Source organism: Rhodococcus sp. NPDC054953, from assembly GCF_053609225.1.
Genome location: NZ_JBSGXD010000005.1, coordinates 51,919 through 65,557 on the forward strand (window position 1 = coordinate 51,919; position 13,639 = coordinate 65,557).

Genomic DNA, 13,639 nt, shown 5'->3' on the forward strand with positions numbered 1-13,639 from the left:
TTGGCCGTGTCGGGTCCCGCGCCTTCGCCGTTGCTCACGGCTCGATCATCCCCCAGATGGCGAGGAGGCGACAATCCGACGACGGCGATTCGAGATGAACGTCGAGCGACCGTTTCACCACCCGAGCGCGCGAAGCACCCGCGCCGTCTCCGGGCCGGCGCCCAACGCGGCCGCGGCGTCGAGATCGGCTGGCGTGTCCACATCGAGGCGCAGCCCTGGCCAGTTCCCCGTCAACGCCGCTGCCCCCGAATCGATGTGTTTGCGCGCCGAATCCGCACCGAACTGCGGTGCGAGATCGGCCGCCGTCGCGGCGATCAGGGCGGCCGTCCCGGTGCCGTGATGATCGACGACCACCGCACGCCGGTGCGGCAGCGCGGCCGTCACCGCGGCGGTAAGTTCGTCCGCGGACAGGCACGGCAGGTCGCCCTGGAGGGCGACGATCGGCACCCCCGGCATGCCGAGCCGCCGAGCGGCCGAGTGCAGCACCGAATTCAACGGGTCGACGGCGTGCTCGTCGGGGTCCGCCAGGTGCGCCGCGCCCGCGGTCTCGGCGACGGCAGCCACCGCCGCGTCCGGGGTGATCACCGTGACACCCGCGACGGCATCCGAGGACCGCGCGGCGGCGAGCGTGTCGCGCAGCATCGCCAGCACCAGCGCGGCCCGCTGCGCGCGGTCGAGGCGGGACGCCAGCCTGGACTTCGCGCGCCCGAGGTCCTTGACGGCGATCACCACGTGGGCGCGCACCGCCGTCGAGGGTGGGGGTGCGCCGGTCATGCCGCCAATCCTGCCAGTGCCACCGACGGCGGACACGGGGGCGTCATGCGCACCGCCGGTCCCCACCCCGGTACTACTGTCGTCACTGCCAACATGGAGCGGGAACGGTCGGAGGGCAGATGGTCAGGGCGGCGGTACTGGGTGCGGGTTCGTGGGGAACGGCGTTCGCGAAGGTGCTGGCGGATGCCGGGACCGAGGTGACGATGTGGGCCCGTCGCGAGGAGGTCGCCACCGCGATCACGACGACCCACGCCAATCCCTTTTACCTGGAGGGTGTCGCGCTGCCGACGACCGTGACCGCCACCAGCGATCACACCGCGGCGGTCGACGGCGCGGATCTCGTGGTCCTCGCCGTGCCCTCCCAGACGCTGCGCGAAAACCTCGCCGGCTGGGCGCCGGCAATCGGACCGGACGCGACCCTGCTGTCGCTGGCCAAGGGCATCGAGTCGGGCACGCTGATGCGGATGAGTGAGGTGATCACGGAGGTCGCGGCAGTGCCGCCGGGGCGGGTGGCCGTGCTCTCCGGCCCGAACCTCGCGCGCGAGATCGCGGTCGGTCAGCCCTCCGCCACCGTGATCGCGTGCGTCGATCACGATCGGGCTGTTGGAGTTCAAAAGGCGTGTGCCACAGGATATTTGCGGCCGTACACCAACGTCGACGTGGTCGGCTGCGAGATCGGTGGTGCCTGCAAGAACGTCATCGCGCTCGCGTGTGGCATGGCGTCCGGGCTCGGATTCGGGGAGAACACGAACGCCTCCATCATCACCCGCGGCCTCGCCGAGATGATCCGGCTCGGTGCCGCGCTCGGCGCCAACCCCGCGACGCTCGCCGGCCTGGCCGGTGTCGGGGACCTGGTGGCGACCTGCTCGTCGCCGCTCTCCAGGAACCGAACCTTCGGCGCGCACCTGGGGCAGGGCGGCACCCTGGCCAGTGCCCAGGCCGCGACCAAGGGGCAGGTGGCCGAGGGCGTCAAGTCGTGCACCTCGGTGCGCGCGCTGGCAGCACGGCACGACGTGGAGATGCCGTTGACCGACGCCGTCCACAAGGTCTGCCACGAGGGACTGTCCGTGCCCGAGGCGGTCGGCATGTTGCTCGGCCGCCGAATCAAACCCGAGTAGGTCGCAAACCCGCGTGCGCCGACCGCCCGCCGCCAACGGTAGGGTTTCCGGGTGAACAATCCTCGTACCAGGGTCGCGGTCGTCTTCGGTGGCCGAAGCAGCGAGCATTCGGTGTCCTGCGTGTCCGCGGGCAGCGTCCTGCGCAACCTCGATCCGGACGTCTACGACGTGGTGCCGATCGGCATCACCCCGGACGGTGCGTGGGTGCTCGGCTCCACCGACCCGGACACGCTGACCATCGACGGTCGCGCGCTGCCGTCCGTCGACGCGTCGGGTGCCGCCCTGACGCTGACCGCGGACCCCACCCGGCCCGGCGCGGTGGTCGCGCTCGACCCCGAGCGGGCCGGTGAGATCCTCGCGTCCGTCGACGTCGTGTTCCCGGTGCTGCACGGCGCCTACGGCGAGGACGGCACCATCCAGGGCCTCCTTGAGCTTGCCGGTGTGCCCTACGTCGGTCCCGGCGTGCTGGCCAGCGCGGCGGGCATGGACAAGGAGTTCACGAAGAAGCTGCTCGCCGCAGAGGGGCTGCCGATCGGCCACCAGGTGGTGCTGCGGCCGGGTGCCGCGACGGTGACCGCGGCGGACCGGGAGGCGCTCGGGCTGCCGGTCTTCGTCAAGCCCGCCCGCGGGGGTTCCTCGATCGGCATCACCCGGGTCACCAGCTGGGACGGGCTCGATGCGGCGATCGCGCATGCCCGCAGTCACGACCCGAAGGTCATCGTCGAGGCCGCGATCATCGGCCGCGAGGTCGAATGCGGCGTCCTCGAGTTCCCGGACGGCACCGTGCGGTCGAGCGTCGTCGCGGAGATCCGCATGCCCGAGGTCACCGACGATGACGGCGCGTTCTACGACTTCGACACCAAGTATCTCGACGACATCTGCGAGTTCGACGTGCCCGCCAAGCTGGACGACGCCGTCGGCGACGAGATCCGCGCGATCGCGGTGCGCGCGTTCGAGGCACTCGACTGCCAGGGCCTCGCCCGCGTCGACTTCTTCGTCACCGAGAACGGCCCGGTCATCAACGAGATCAACACGATGCCGGGGTTCACTGCGATCTCGATGTTCCCGCGGATGTGGGACGCGGCCGGTGTCGACTACCGGACGCTGGTGTCCACGCTCGTCGACACCGCGCTCGCGCGCGGGACCGGCCTGCGCTAACGCGCCCCGAGCCGCCCCGAGCGCCCCGAGGTCCCCTCCACCCCGACCCGCCCCCACCCCGAGTGAACGGAAGCGTTCAGTCGATCTAATCGACTGAACGTGCCGTTCACTCGGCGGTGGGGGCACCGTTTCCGGGCCCGCCGACTGATCGAGGGACGCGATCAGGGGTTGGGGATCGGCGCCGGGTCGATCGGCGTCGCCTCGAGGGCGCCCGACAGCGCGGCGGACGTGTCCTGCAGCGGCGTCGGGCCAAGCCCGTGCGGGATGGTCACCGCGACGTACACGCCCCGGTCCACGGCGAACCAGGTGCTGGCATCGAGGCCCTCGTCGCCCGGAATCTCCAACCACTGCACACCGTCGACGAGCTGCAACGCGCTGGCCGCGTCGAACTCGCTCGGCCGGTCGAGGCCGCACCGCAGCACGATCTCCTGCGCGTCGGCCGACTGCCACGCCGCTGCGCCCTCCGGGGCGGGATCCACGAGTTCGGCGCGGCTGAAGTCGCCCAACCGGTCCGGCAGCGTGTCGATCAGTGCGGTGCATTCGGCGGACCCGGACGCGGGCGCGGGCACCGGGCCGAGCGCGACCGGATCGAGCGCCGGGTTGCGGTTCGCCACGATGGCCGCGACGACGATGCCCCCGACCAGCGCGACGGGCAGCGCGACCGCGGCGGCGATCAGGGCGGGGCTGCGGCGGGTATCGGACGGATCGGTGGCGTCGGTGGTGCTCACGGTGCTGTTCTGTGCCGTTTCGTTCAGGGGATTGTTGTCGTCGGGGATTGGTGACGGGATGCTCACGCGGTCGTGGCCACCTCGCAGGTGAGGGTGCGGGTGATTCCGGCGACCCGCTGGATCCGCTCGACGACCGGGGTGAACCCGGAGCCAGCCCCGTCATCGACACGGACCACCACGTCGTAGGGGCCGGTCACGTCCTCCGCGGTCAGCACCCCCGGCAACTGCCGGATGCGGTCGGCGATCACCGTCGCCCTGCCCACCTCGGTCTGGATCAGTATGTACGCCTGCGCCACCGGTGGGCCCCTTCCCAGTGCAGGGCCCCGCCGCCTCGGTAGAGTCGCGGTGGCCCTGGCTGTCGTGCTCGGCCGGATCGAGTCCCGGCCGCCTCCCAGGGTACCGCGACCGCTTTCGACGAAAGGCCCGTCATCGACACACCGGCTTCGGAGCAGTTCCCGGACCGCGGACCCACCGTTGCGGATCTCGGGGAGTTCGCCGTGATCGACCGGGCGGTGGCCGGACGCGTCCAGCCGGACACCACGGATCTCGGACCGGGCGACGACGCCGCCGTCGTGCGCGCCGCCGACGGGCGGGTGGTGGTGTCCTCGGACATGTTGGTGCAGGGCAGGCACTTTCGGTTCGACTGGTCCACCCCCGAGCAGGTGGGGCGGAAGGCGGCCGCGCAGAACGCCGCGGACATTGCGTCGATGGGGGCGTGGCCGACCGCGTTCCTCGTCTCGCTCGGCTGCCCGCCGGACACCCCGATCCGGGTGGCGGACGCCCTGAGCGAGGGGATCTGGGCGGAGGCGTCCGCGCTCGGCGCCGGGGTGGTCGGGGGGGACACCGTCCAGTCCGATCAGGTGGTGCTGTCCCTCACGGTGCTCGGCGACCTGCGAGGCCGCGACGCGGTGCTGCGGGCGGGTGCCCGACCCGGGGACCAGGTGGCGGTCACCGGGCGGCTCGGGTGGTCCGCCGCCGGCCTCGCCCTGCTCGTCGCCGACAACCGCGACTTCCCGGAACTTGTTGATGCGCACCGTGTTCCGACGCCTCCCTACCGCCGTGGTCCGGACGCAGCCGAGGCGGGCGCCACGGCGATGACGGACAACTCCGACGGCCTCGTCGCCGACCTCGGGCACCTGTGCGCGGCGTCCGGGGTACGGGTCGACCTCGACCCGGCAGCCCTGGCCCCGGACCCGCCGCTGCGTGCCGCCGCCCAGACGCTGGGCGTGGACCCGTCCGCCTGGGTGCTGACCGGTGGCGAGGATCACTCCCTCCTCGCGACCTTCCCCCGCGGCGCGGCCCTGCCCGACGGGTGGCGCCGCATCGGCGTCGTGCGGGCCGGTGCCGGTGTCACCGTCGGCGGGCGCGCGTGGTCGGGGTCGGGAGGCTGGCAGAGTTTCGGCTGACCCGCGGGATCAGTCGAGCGGTTCGAATTCGCCAAGCGTCCAGGTCTGGTCGAACCACGGCTCGAGCGGGCCATACAGGCGAAACAGCGGAAACCACGACTTGCCGGGCAGCGTCTCGACCCAATTGGATTCCCTGCCCGCGGGCGGGGTCGGGCCGAAGAACAGGTCGTGTGAGCCGTCCTCGTTGGCGACCAGGTCGCCGGAGTTGCTCGCCACCGCAGGCCAGATCGTCGACGGAACCTGAATCAGCGACCGGGTCTGGGTGTCGTACACGTCCACCGCCCAGAAGTTCTTCACCGGCGGATTGGGGTCGACGTGCAGCCGGTAGCTGCGGCCGCCGTCGAGGATATCCCCGCGCGCGTCGTGCACGGTGTAGGCGTAGGCCGAACCCGCTCCGACCTTGGCGTGCGCCATCGCCGGGGTGATGACGGTCGCGATGTAGTGGAACTGCGTGCGCGCGTCGAGAAGTCGGGCGCCGTCACGGAGAAATTCGTGGTTGCCGCCGACGAAGGCGTTGTTCCACGACCCGTACAGCGACGCCTCCGGATCCCGCGGCGCGAAGGACAGTGCCCGCGCCATCCCGGCACCGATGCGGGCCGCGCTATCGAGGATGCCGCGCATCCGGTCGTCCGGCTCGAACGGCGTGCCCTTCACGATGCCGATCGCCGCGAGCTGGCCGGCCCGTTCCGGGTCGAGCGCCTCGGTCGGCTCCTCCTGCACGAGTTCGTCGATCTCGAAGAAGAACGACAGGTCGTTCGCGTGGACCGTGTTGAAGGGCGCCTCCTCCACCCAGTTGACCCACTCGTTGGCTGGCGGGGAATCCGCCTCACCCAGCGGGTAGATCCGGGTCCGCTGCATGTCGGCGACGCCGCCGAGCGCGCGCAGCACGACCCAGTTCGTATGGGTCGGGCTCCGCAACACGAAGTAGCCGTCCGGCACCTCGCCGGTGTAGCCGGGCGGGAGGAACAGGTAGTTGCCGCCAAGGCCGTGGTCGGGTCCGGGAATGCCCATGTCGGTGACGTAGCGGAACCAGAAGTCGTCGACGACGCACATCGAGTTGGGTGGCGCCTCGATCACCGTAGGCCCCCAGGCCTTGAGGTCGAGGAAGGTGGTGCCGTAGGTGGTTTCGGTGTTCGGAGTCAGTGCGAGCCCGCGTGAATTCGCCCGCGGATCCGAGTAGCCGATCGTGCGCGGGGAGTCGATGCCCAGCGTGCGGAGGCCGCGGCGGAACGCGACCAGCGACGCACCGGGCACGCAGTTGAGGAACACGTCGATCCCGCGAATCAGGTCCAACGCGTCGTAGATCGACGTCACCGTGTCGGGGAGCGGCACCCCGTCAAAGAACCGGAGGTGCCCGAACGGGGTGTCGATGCCGTCCGGCGACGAGATCGACGCGATCGCGTCGGTCAGGCCCGGCGGCGTCGAACCGGGAATGGACGTGTCGTGATTCACCATGTGCAGCACCTCTCGACTGAACCGATCCGTGTCACCACACGATAGGGATTCCGGTGGCAGGGCCGCCTCACTCGATGGGGGTGAATCCGGAGGCCAGGCCCGCGCCGGGGCACCATCACCCGGGGCGTATGGGCGTCGATAGGCTGACCGCATGACCAACAGTGCACGCGGACAACGCCCGTCCACGGTCCGATCTCGCCTCGGGCGCAGTGGGACGGCCGCCGCCGGTCGCGGGCTGCACCGATGACGCCCCGTCCGCTCGATGAGCTGGTCGAGCCAGGCTGGGCGCAGGCGTTGGCGCCGGTTGCCGATTGCATCGCGGCGATGGGGGAGTTTCTCCGCGCCGAAAACGACGCAGGCCGCGGCTACCTGCCCGCGGGGGAGCACGTGCTGCGCGCGTTTGCCCAGCCGTTCGACGAGGTGCGGGTCCTCGTGGTCGGTCAGGATCCGTATCCCACCCCGGGACATGCGGTGGGACTGAGCTTTTCGGTGGCGCCGCAGGTGCGTCCGGTGCCGCGGAGCCTGACCAACATCTTCACCGAACTCGGGTCGGACCTCGGCGTCCCGACCCCGTCGACCGGCGATCTGACACCGTGGGCCAAGCAGGGGGTGCTGCTGCTGAACCGGGTGCTGACCGTGCAGCCGGGTCAGGCCGCATCCCATCGGCGCAAGGGCTGGGAGGAGGTCACCGAGCAGGCCATTCGCGCGTTGGTGGACCGGACCGATCCGAGCGGGCGGCGGCGTCCGCTCGTCGCGGTCCTGTGGGGTCGGGACGCCGGGACGCTCAAGCCGATGCTGGGGGACACCCCGGTCGTGGAGTCCGCGCATCCGTCCCCGCTGTCCGCGTCCCGCGGCTTCTTCGGGTCGAGGCCCTTCAGCCGCGTCGACCGGCTCCTCGAGGATCAGGGGGAGAAGCCGGTCGACTGGCGGTTGCCCTGACCTGCCACCCGCCGAGCGAACGGATCATTCGGTCGATCTGATCGACTGAACGCTTCCGTTCACTCGGCCGGGCGGGGTGGGCGGGTCGGCGGTCAGCGCAGGGACGTGAAGTCGGGGGCGCGCTTGGCGACGAACGCGTCGACGCCCTCGCGGCCCGTTGCGCCGCCGGACGCAGCGGAGATCGCCGCCGCCTCCGCGTCGAGCTGATCCGACAGGGTGGACTCCTCCGACCGGGCGAGGAGCTCCTTGATGCCCGCGTAGGACGCGGTCGGCCCCGTCGCGAGTCGCTGCGCCAGCTGTTGGGCCTGCTCCTGCACCTCATCGTCGGCGACGACGCGGCTCAGCACGCCGAGGCGGACGGCCTCGTCCGCGTCGAGGACGGCATCGGTGAGGAGGATCTCGCGGGCCCGGCGACTGCCGACGATCCGCGGCAGGTTCCAGGACATGCCGCCGTCCGGGGTGAGCCCGATTCCGGGATAGGCGGGGCGCAGTTTCGTCGAGGCGCCGCCGAGCGCGATGTCCGCCGCGCACACCAGGCTCATGCCTGCGCCCGCCGCCCAGCCGTGCACCGCCGCGACGACGGGAACCGTCGCGGCGGCCAGCAAGCGCACGAGGTCGTGCAGTTCGTTGGCGATGCCGAGGATGTAGGCGGGTCGGTCGTCGGCGGCGGCGAACGCCCGGACGTTACCGCCCGCGCAGAAGTTCGCGCCGTCACCGACGAGCAGGATCGCGCCTGCGGCGATCTCGCCTGCGGCGAGTGCGCGCAGCGCGGTGGTGCCCTGGTTGACCGCGTCGGAGTCGAGTGCGGTGCCGTTGTCGGCGGTGGCAATGGCGATGCGAAGCACGTCGCCGACAAGGCGGACGTGGGTAAGGCCGTCGAGAGAAGTCACCGTTGTACCCTATCGGGGCGCCGGAACCGGGTGTGCGCAGCTCCCGGTGGTCGACAGACGACTGTGCCCCCGACACCGGAGGGTGTCGGGGGCACAGTCGATGCTGGGATGAACCTCAGCCGCGGACGACCTTGCCCGCCTTCAGGCAGGAGGTGCACACGTTGAGCTTCTGACGGGTACCGGTTCCAACCTGGGCCCGGACAGTCTGAATGTTCGGGTTCCAGCGACGGTTGGTACGCCGGTGCGAGTGCGAGACCGACTTACCGAAGCCGGGTCCCTTGGCGCAAACGTCGCAGACGGCAGCCATAGTCGCGAACTCCTTGATGTGATGCGGATGGTTTTCAGTTGCGAGCAGGGAACACTGGAGCGCCCCGTGCCAGGCAACCGTGCCAGATTAGCTGGCGCACCCCCGAAAGGCCAAACCGGCTCCGTGGGGTGCGTCGAGGTGAGCGGGCTGTCGGGCCCTGCCGCTAATCTTGCGGCACCGATGATACCGAAGTCACGCGGAGGACGACATCGAGGTGCGCGAGGCCCTGCAGCAGCTGGACGGTGCGGCGTTGCGTCGCTGGGCTTGGGGCTGCGTCGAGGGGCTGACCGGCCGCTGCGAGGACATCAACCGGCTCAACGTCTTCCCGGTTCCGGACTCGGACACCGGCACCAACATCCTGTTCACGATGCGCTCCGCGGTCGACGCGGCGGCGTCGGTACCGGACGGTGCACCGTCCTCCGCGGTCGCCGCGGCCCTCGCCCGCGGAGCGGTGACCGGCGCCCGCGGCAATTCGGGAGTGATCCTGTCCCAGGTGCTTCGGGGGATCGCCGAGGTGGCCCGCGGCGAGCGACTCGACGTCGCCGCCGTGCGCAACGCCCTCAACGAGGCCGCTGTCCTCGCCGCCGAGGCAATCAGCACCCCCGTCGAGGGCACCATCGTCACCGTTCTGCGGCACGCCGCCGCGGCAGCGGACGACCGCCCGGCAGGTGCCGCGCTCGGCGCCGTGGTGACGGCGGCCGCGGAGGCCGCGGTCGAGGCGCTCGCCCGCACCCCGGAACAGCTCGCCGAGCTTGGCAGGGCGGGTGTCGTCGACGCGGGCGGGCTCGGGCTGGTTGTCATCCTGGATGCGCTCGTCGGGGTTGTCACCGGGACCGTCCCGGACCGGTCCGGGCTCGCACTCGACGCCCCCGTGACGGCGGGGGCGGCGCCCGTCGCGCCGCCCGCACCCTGCGCCGGGGACCACAGCGGTCAGGACTACGAGGTGATGTACCTGCTCACCGACTCCGACGCGCGGCGGGTCGGGACGCTGCGCCTGCGGCTCGGTGACCTCGGTGACTCCGTGATCATCGTCGGCGATGGTGCCGGGGCGTGGACGGTGCACGTGCACTGCGTCGACCCGGGCGCCGCCGTCGAGGCGGGTCTGGAGGCCGGGTCCGTGCGCCGGGTCCGGATCGCCTGCTTCGCGCTCGACGCGCTGCGCGGGTCGCGGCAGGCGGCACACCCGCCGACGACGGGCAGGCGCATTCTGGCGGTGGTGGACGGCGACGGTGCCGCGGACCTGTTCGCCGCCGAGGGTGCGCGGGTGCTGCGCGCGAACCCGCCGGTTACCCCGCAGCGGTTGCTGACCGCGATCCGCGGTCTCGACTGCGCGGAGGTGCTGGTCCTGCCGAACGGGGCGCTGCCCGCGCAGGAACTGGTCACGGTCGGCGCGGCCGCCCGCGACGACCACCGCTCGGTGCTGCTGCTGCCGACCTCGTCGACGGTGCAGGGCCTCGCGGCGCTCGCCGTGCACGACGACGGCCGGGCCGCCGCCGACGACGCCTTTGCGATGTCGGAGGCGGCCGCGGCCACCCGGTGGGGCTCGGTGCGCGTCGCCAGGGAGCGCGCGCTGACGTTGATGGGTACCTGCGCGGCCGGTGACGGACTCGGCCTGATCGGGCACGAGGTGGTGGTCATCGCCGCCGACGCGGCCGACGCCGGGCGCAGGCTCCTCGACCAGGTGCTCGGCATCGGCGGGGAACTGGTCACGCTGCTGGTGGGGGCACAGGCGCCCGCTGTGCTCGCCGACGCCCTTGTCGACCATGTCGCGCTGCACCATCCCGGCGTCGAGGTGCACGTGTATCCCGGCGGACAGGACGGCGACCTGCTGCAGGTCGGCGTCGAGTAGGACCTCGAGGCAGGACGAGAAGACTCACGATGGCAACCCTCACCGATCGCATTGATCACCTGCTCGGCGCCAAGGCCGCCGAGCCGCTCGCGCAGGACTTCGAGATCCACACCGTCGAGGACCTGCTGCGGCACTACCCGCACCGCTACGCGACGCAGGGTGCGGAGCTGGGGGAGAGCAGGCCGCCCGAGGGCGCCCACATCACGCTGGTCGCGACCGTCGCGAAGGCCGACGTGGTGTCGTTCAAGAACCGCAACGGCAAGATGCTCCGCACCGTCCTCGAATCCGACAAGCAGCGGGTCGAGGCCACGTTCTTCAACCCGCAGAAGGTGGCGCACGTGATCCGGCCGGGCGTGCGGGCGATGTTCTCCGGCACCGCGAAGTACTTCCGCGAGCAGCTGCAACTGACGCACCCGAGCTACCTGATCTTGCCGGCAGGCGACGGCGAACCCACGGTCGGTGGGCGGGTACGCGGGGCCGGGGAGCTGGCCGGGATGGCGCGCAGCGCGCAGGGCTCCGACGCGGGCGTCGACATGGAGATCTTCGATCGGGAGCTGATCCCCATGTACCGGTCGACGCGGGACGTGGAGACGTGGACGATCGCGAAGTGCGTCCGGCAGGTTCTCGACCAGCTCGACCCGGTGCCCGACCCGCTGCCGGAGGCGACGCGCGAGGAGTTCGGCCTCATGGCCCTCGACGAGGCGCTGCGCCTCGTGCACCGGCCGGAGACCACGCTGGACATCGAGCGGGCGCGGGAGCGGCTGCGCTTCGACGAGGCGGTCGCGCTGCAGCTGGTGCTGGCCCGGCGCAGGCACGCCGTCGACGAGCGGGTGGCCCCCGCCTGCCCGCCGCGACCCGACGGCCTCGCGGCCGCGTTCGACGCGCAGCTGCCGTTCACCCTCACCGACGGTCAGCTCGCGGTGGCGGCGGAGATCGCGGCGGACCTGTCCCGGCCGCATCCGATGAACCGGCTGCTGCAGGGTGAGGTCGGATCCGGCAAGACGATCGTCGCGTTGCGCGCGATGCTGCAGGCGATCGACGCCGGGTATCAGTGCGTGCTCCTGGCGCCGACCGAGGTGCTGGCCGCGCAGCACGCCCGTTCGCTGCGGCAGATGCTCGGAACCCTCGCCCTCGCAGGCGAACTCGGCGCCGCCGAGTACGCGACCCGGGTCACGCTGGTGACCGGGTCGATGTCGGTAGCCGCCAAGCGGGCGGCGCTGAACGAGACGCAGGTCGGGGACGCCGGCATCGTGATCGGCACCCACGCGCTCATCCAGGACGGCGTCGGCTTCTTCAACCTGGGCCTGGTCGTCGTGGACGAGCAGCACCGCTTCGGTGTCGAGCAGCGCGACAAGCTGCGGTCCCGCGCCCGGGAGGGGTTGAGCCCGCACGTGTTGGTGATGACCGCGACGCCGATCCCGCGCACCATCGCGATGACCGTCCTCGGTGATCTGGAGACCTCGACGCTGCGGGAGCTGCCGCGCGGGCGGTCGCCGATCGTGAGCAACGTGGTGTCGGCGTCGGACAAGCCGGCGTGGGTGGACCGGGCGTGGGCGAGGATCTGCGAGGAGGTCGCGGCGGGGCGGCAGGCCTACGTGGTGTGTTCCCGGATCGGGGAGGGAGACGAGGACGACGAGGCGGGCGGCGAACCGGCACTCGACCTCGACGACCTCTTCGGCGGCGACGCACCCGAAGCCGAACCCGCCCGGCGCGCACCGGTCAGGAAGGCGAAGCCGGCCAGGGGCGGGGACGCTCCGCAGACCGCGGCCGCGGTCGCCGTCTTCGAGGACCTGCGGAGGGGGGCGCTGTCGTCGGTGCGGGTGGGGCTGCTGCACGGCAGGCTGCCCGCCGACGAGAAGGACACGGTGATGCGCGAGTTCACCGCGGGTGAGGTCGACGTCCTGGTCTGCACGACCGTCGTCGAGGTCGGTGTCGACGTCCCCAACGCCACCGTGATGGTGATCGTCGACGCCGACCGGTTCGGTGTCAGTCAGCTGCACCAGCTGCGCGGCCGCGTCGGGCGCGGCGCCCACCAGGGACTGTGCATCCTGATCACCGGCTCGCGACCCGAGTCGCCCGCGTTCCGCAGGCTGAGTGCGGTCGCGGGAACCAACGACGGATTCGAACTGGCGCAGCTGGACCTGGCACAGCGTCGCGAGGGCGACGTGCTCGGTGTCGCCCAGTCCGGGACCACCACGACGCTGCGCCTGCTGTCGCTGCTCGACCACGAGGAGGTCATCGCGACGGCACGCGACTTCGCGCGGCGCGTCGTCGCGGAGGATCCGGATCTGAGCCAGCATCCGGGGCTGGCGTCGATGGTGTCGGCGGGACTCGACGCCGAGCGGCTGGACTTCCTCGACAAGTCGTAGCGTGTCGGTGGCAGCCGACCCTGCCGCGCCGCCCGACCGACCCGAGGAAGTGCCATGACCGACGACCTGTCCGCCCCGTCCGACCTGTCCGCGTACGAGGACGAGCTGGCGGCGATCGAGCGGCGGGTGCGACGGGAATTCTCGTTCGGGCGCAGGCGGCCGGTCGTGATGGCGTTGATGTTCGTCCTCGCCGTCGCGTTGTTCCTGCCGTTCTCCGGTTCGGACTCGGCGGTCACCATCCTGGCCGGCGCGGCCGCCGCCGAGGTGACGGTGCCGCAGCGGCTGTTCCTCGGGTTCGTCCTCGTGATCGGGCTCGGGGTGTCGACGCTCGCGGTGGCCACCCGGCGGTGGGCGCTGTCCTGGCTGGCGATGCTCGGGTCGTCGATGGGGTTCGTGTTCGGGATGCTCGCCTGCTGGTCGCAGCAGTCGCTGCCGGAGGCGACCAGGCCGCAGGGGCTCGGGGCGGGACTGCTGCTCGCGTGGGCGGCGATGGCGCTGCTCGCGATCCAGTGGGCGTCGGTGACGTGGAGCCGCGCGAACGTGATGCCGGCGCGGGGGCATCGGGAGAATTAGCCGAAATCGCAGCTCACGCGGGGTGGCGGGGTCGCGTGAGGTGGGGCAAGGTAGCGTACTGCATCGTTACAGG

General features: G+C 71.6%; 13 protein-coding genes. 7 read left to right on the forward strand and 6 right to left on the reverse strand.

The window, feature by feature from the left end:
- Positions 1–114: 114 nt before the first annotated feature.
- Positions 115–774 (reverse strand): 2-phospho-L-lactate guanylyltransferase, encoded by a 660-nt coding sequence (gene cofC, locus ACWF62_RS05355; RefSeq protein WP_378506578.1) that lies wholly within the window; start codon positions 772–774, stop codon positions 115–117.
- A gap of 119 nt (positions 775–893) precedes the next feature.
- Between cofC and ACWF62_RS05360 the strand changes: the two genes are divergently transcribed.
- A complete protein-coding gene (locus tag ACWF62_RS05360) occupies positions 894–1,892 on the forward strand; it encodes an NAD(P)H-dependent glycerol-3-phosphate dehydrogenase (protein ID WP_378506579.1) in 999 nt (332 codons plus the stop codon).
- Positions 1,893–1,943: 51 nt separating this feature from the next.
- Positions 1,944–3,050 carry a D-alanine--D-alanine ligase family protein gene (locus ACWF62_RS05365; protein ID WP_452629566.1) on the forward strand — a complete coding sequence of 369 codons (1,107 nt, stop codon included), beginning with the start codon at positions 1,944–1,946 and terminating at the stop codon, positions 3,048–3,050.
- 161 nt (positions 3,051–3,211) lie between these two features.
- Here ACWF62_RS05365 and ACWF62_RS05370 read toward each other — a convergent pair whose 3' ends face one another.
- Both ACWF62_RS05370 and ACWF62_RS05375 read right to left on the reverse strand, forming a co-directional pair.
- Complete coding sequence (locus ACWF62_RS05370; protein ID WP_378506747.1) at positions 3,212–3,805, reverse strand: DUF3515 domain-containing protein; 594 nt, start codon at positions 3,803–3,805, stop codon at positions 3,212–3,214.
- 35 nt (positions 3,806–3,840) lie between these two features.
- A complete protein-coding gene (locus ACWF62_RS05375) occupies positions 3,841–4,074 on the reverse strand; it encodes an Lrp/AsnC ligand binding domain-containing protein (RefSeq protein WP_378506581.1) in 234 nt (77 codons plus the stop codon).
- Between the two features lie 201 nt (positions 4,075–4,275).
- On the opposite strand from ACWF62_RS05375, the gene ACWF62_RS05380 reads away from it, so the two are divergent.
- Positions 4,276–5,184 (forward strand): thiamine-phosphate kinase, encoded by a 909-nt coding sequence (locus tag ACWF62_RS05380; protein WP_378506582.1) that lies wholly within the window; start codon positions 4,276–4,278, stop codon positions 5,182–5,184.
- Positions 5,185–5,193: 9 nt separating this feature from the next.
- Here the strand turns inward: ACWF62_RS05380 and ACWF62_RS05385 are convergent, their stop codons facing one another.
- Positions 5,194–6,639: a DUF1254 domain-containing protein gene (locus ACWF62_RS05385; protein WP_452629567.1), complete on the reverse strand. Its 1,446-nt coding sequence runs from the start codon at positions 6,637–6,639 to the stop codon at positions 5,194–5,196.
- 243 nt (positions 6,640–6,882) lie between these two features.
- On the opposite strand from ACWF62_RS05385, the gene ACWF62_RS05390 reads away from it, so the two are divergent.
- Positions 6,883–7,578 carry a uracil-DNA glycosylase gene (locus ACWF62_RS05390; RefSeq protein WP_452629568.1) on the forward strand — a complete coding sequence of 232 codons (696 nt, stop codon included), beginning with the start codon at positions 6,883–6,885 and terminating at the stop codon, positions 7,576–7,578.
- Between the two features lie 92 nt (positions 7,579–7,670).
- Here ACWF62_RS05390 and ACWF62_RS05395 read toward each other — a convergent pair whose 3' ends face one another.
- Together ACWF62_RS05395 and rpmB are read right to left on the reverse strand one after the other, a co-directional pair.
- Positions 7,671–8,468: an enoyl-CoA hydratase/isomerase family protein gene (locus ACWF62_RS05395; RefSeq protein WP_378506585.1), complete on the reverse strand. Its 798-nt coding sequence runs from the start codon at positions 8,466–8,468 to the stop codon at positions 7,671–7,673.
- A 115-nt stretch (positions 8,469–8,583) separates the two neighbouring features.
- A complete protein-coding gene (rpmB, locus tag ACWF62_RS05400; protein ID WP_378506586.1) occupies positions 8,584–8,775 on the reverse strand; it encodes a 50S ribosomal protein L28 in 192 nt (63 codons plus the stop codon).
- A 214-nt stretch (positions 8,776–8,989) separates the two neighbouring features.
- On the opposite strand from rpmB, the gene ACWF62_RS05405 reads away from it, so the two are divergent.
- From ACWF62_RS05405 to ACWF62_RS05415, 3 genes are read left to right on the forward strand one after another with little or no spacing between them, the layout of a single operon-like run.
- Positions 8,990–10,624, forward strand: a complete 1,635-nt coding sequence (locus ACWF62_RS05405) for a DAK2 domain-containing protein (protein ID WP_452629570.1) — start codon at positions 8,990–8,992, stop codon at positions 10,622–10,624.
- Between the two features lie 29 nt (positions 10,625–10,653).
- Positions 10,654–12,993: an ATP-dependent DNA helicase RecG gene (gene recG / locus ACWF62_RS05410; RefSeq protein ID WP_378569962.1), complete on the forward strand. Its 2,340-nt coding sequence runs from the start codon at positions 10,654–10,656 to the stop codon at positions 12,991–12,993.
- A gap of 54 nt (positions 12,994–13,047) precedes the next feature.
- Positions 13,048–13,566, forward strand: a complete 519-nt coding sequence (locus ACWF62_RS05415; RefSeq protein WP_452629571.1) for an Rv2732c family membrane protein — start codon at positions 13,048–13,050, stop codon at positions 13,564–13,566.
- Positions 13,567–13,639 lie beyond the last annotated feature (73 nt).

What these genes read in the sequence shown, in the direction of transcription:
- cofC (WP_378506578.1), bottom strand. Translation starts at nt 774, where the DNA reads ATGACCGGCGCACCCCCACCCTCGACGGCGGTGCGCGCCCACGTGGTG.
- ACWF62_RS05360 (WP_378506579.1), top strand. Translation starts at nt 894, where the DNA reads ATGGTCAGGGCGGCGGTACTGGGTGCGGGTTCGTGGGGAACGGCGTTC.
- ACWF62_RS05385 (WP_452629567.1), bottom strand. Translation starts at nt 6,639, where the DNA reads ATGGTGAATCACGACACGTCCATTCCCGGTTCGACGCCGCCGGGCCTG.
- ACWF62_RS05390 (WP_452629568.1), top strand. Translation starts at nt 6,883, where the DNA reads ATGACGCCCCGTCCGCTCGATGAGCTGGTCGAGCCAGGCTGGGCGCAG.
- rpmB (WP_378506586.1), bottom strand. Translation starts at nt 8,775, where the DNA reads ATGGCTGCCGTCTGCGACGTTTGCGCCAAGGGACCCGGCTTCGGTAAG.
- recG (WP_378569962.1), top strand. Translation starts at nt 10,654, where the DNA reads ATGGCAACCCTCACCGATCGCATTGATCACCTGCTCGGCGCCAAGGCC.
- ACWF62_RS05415 (WP_452629571.1), top strand. Translation starts at nt 13,048, where the DNA reads ATGACCGACGACCTGTCCGCCCCGTCCGACCTGTCCGCGTACGAGGAC.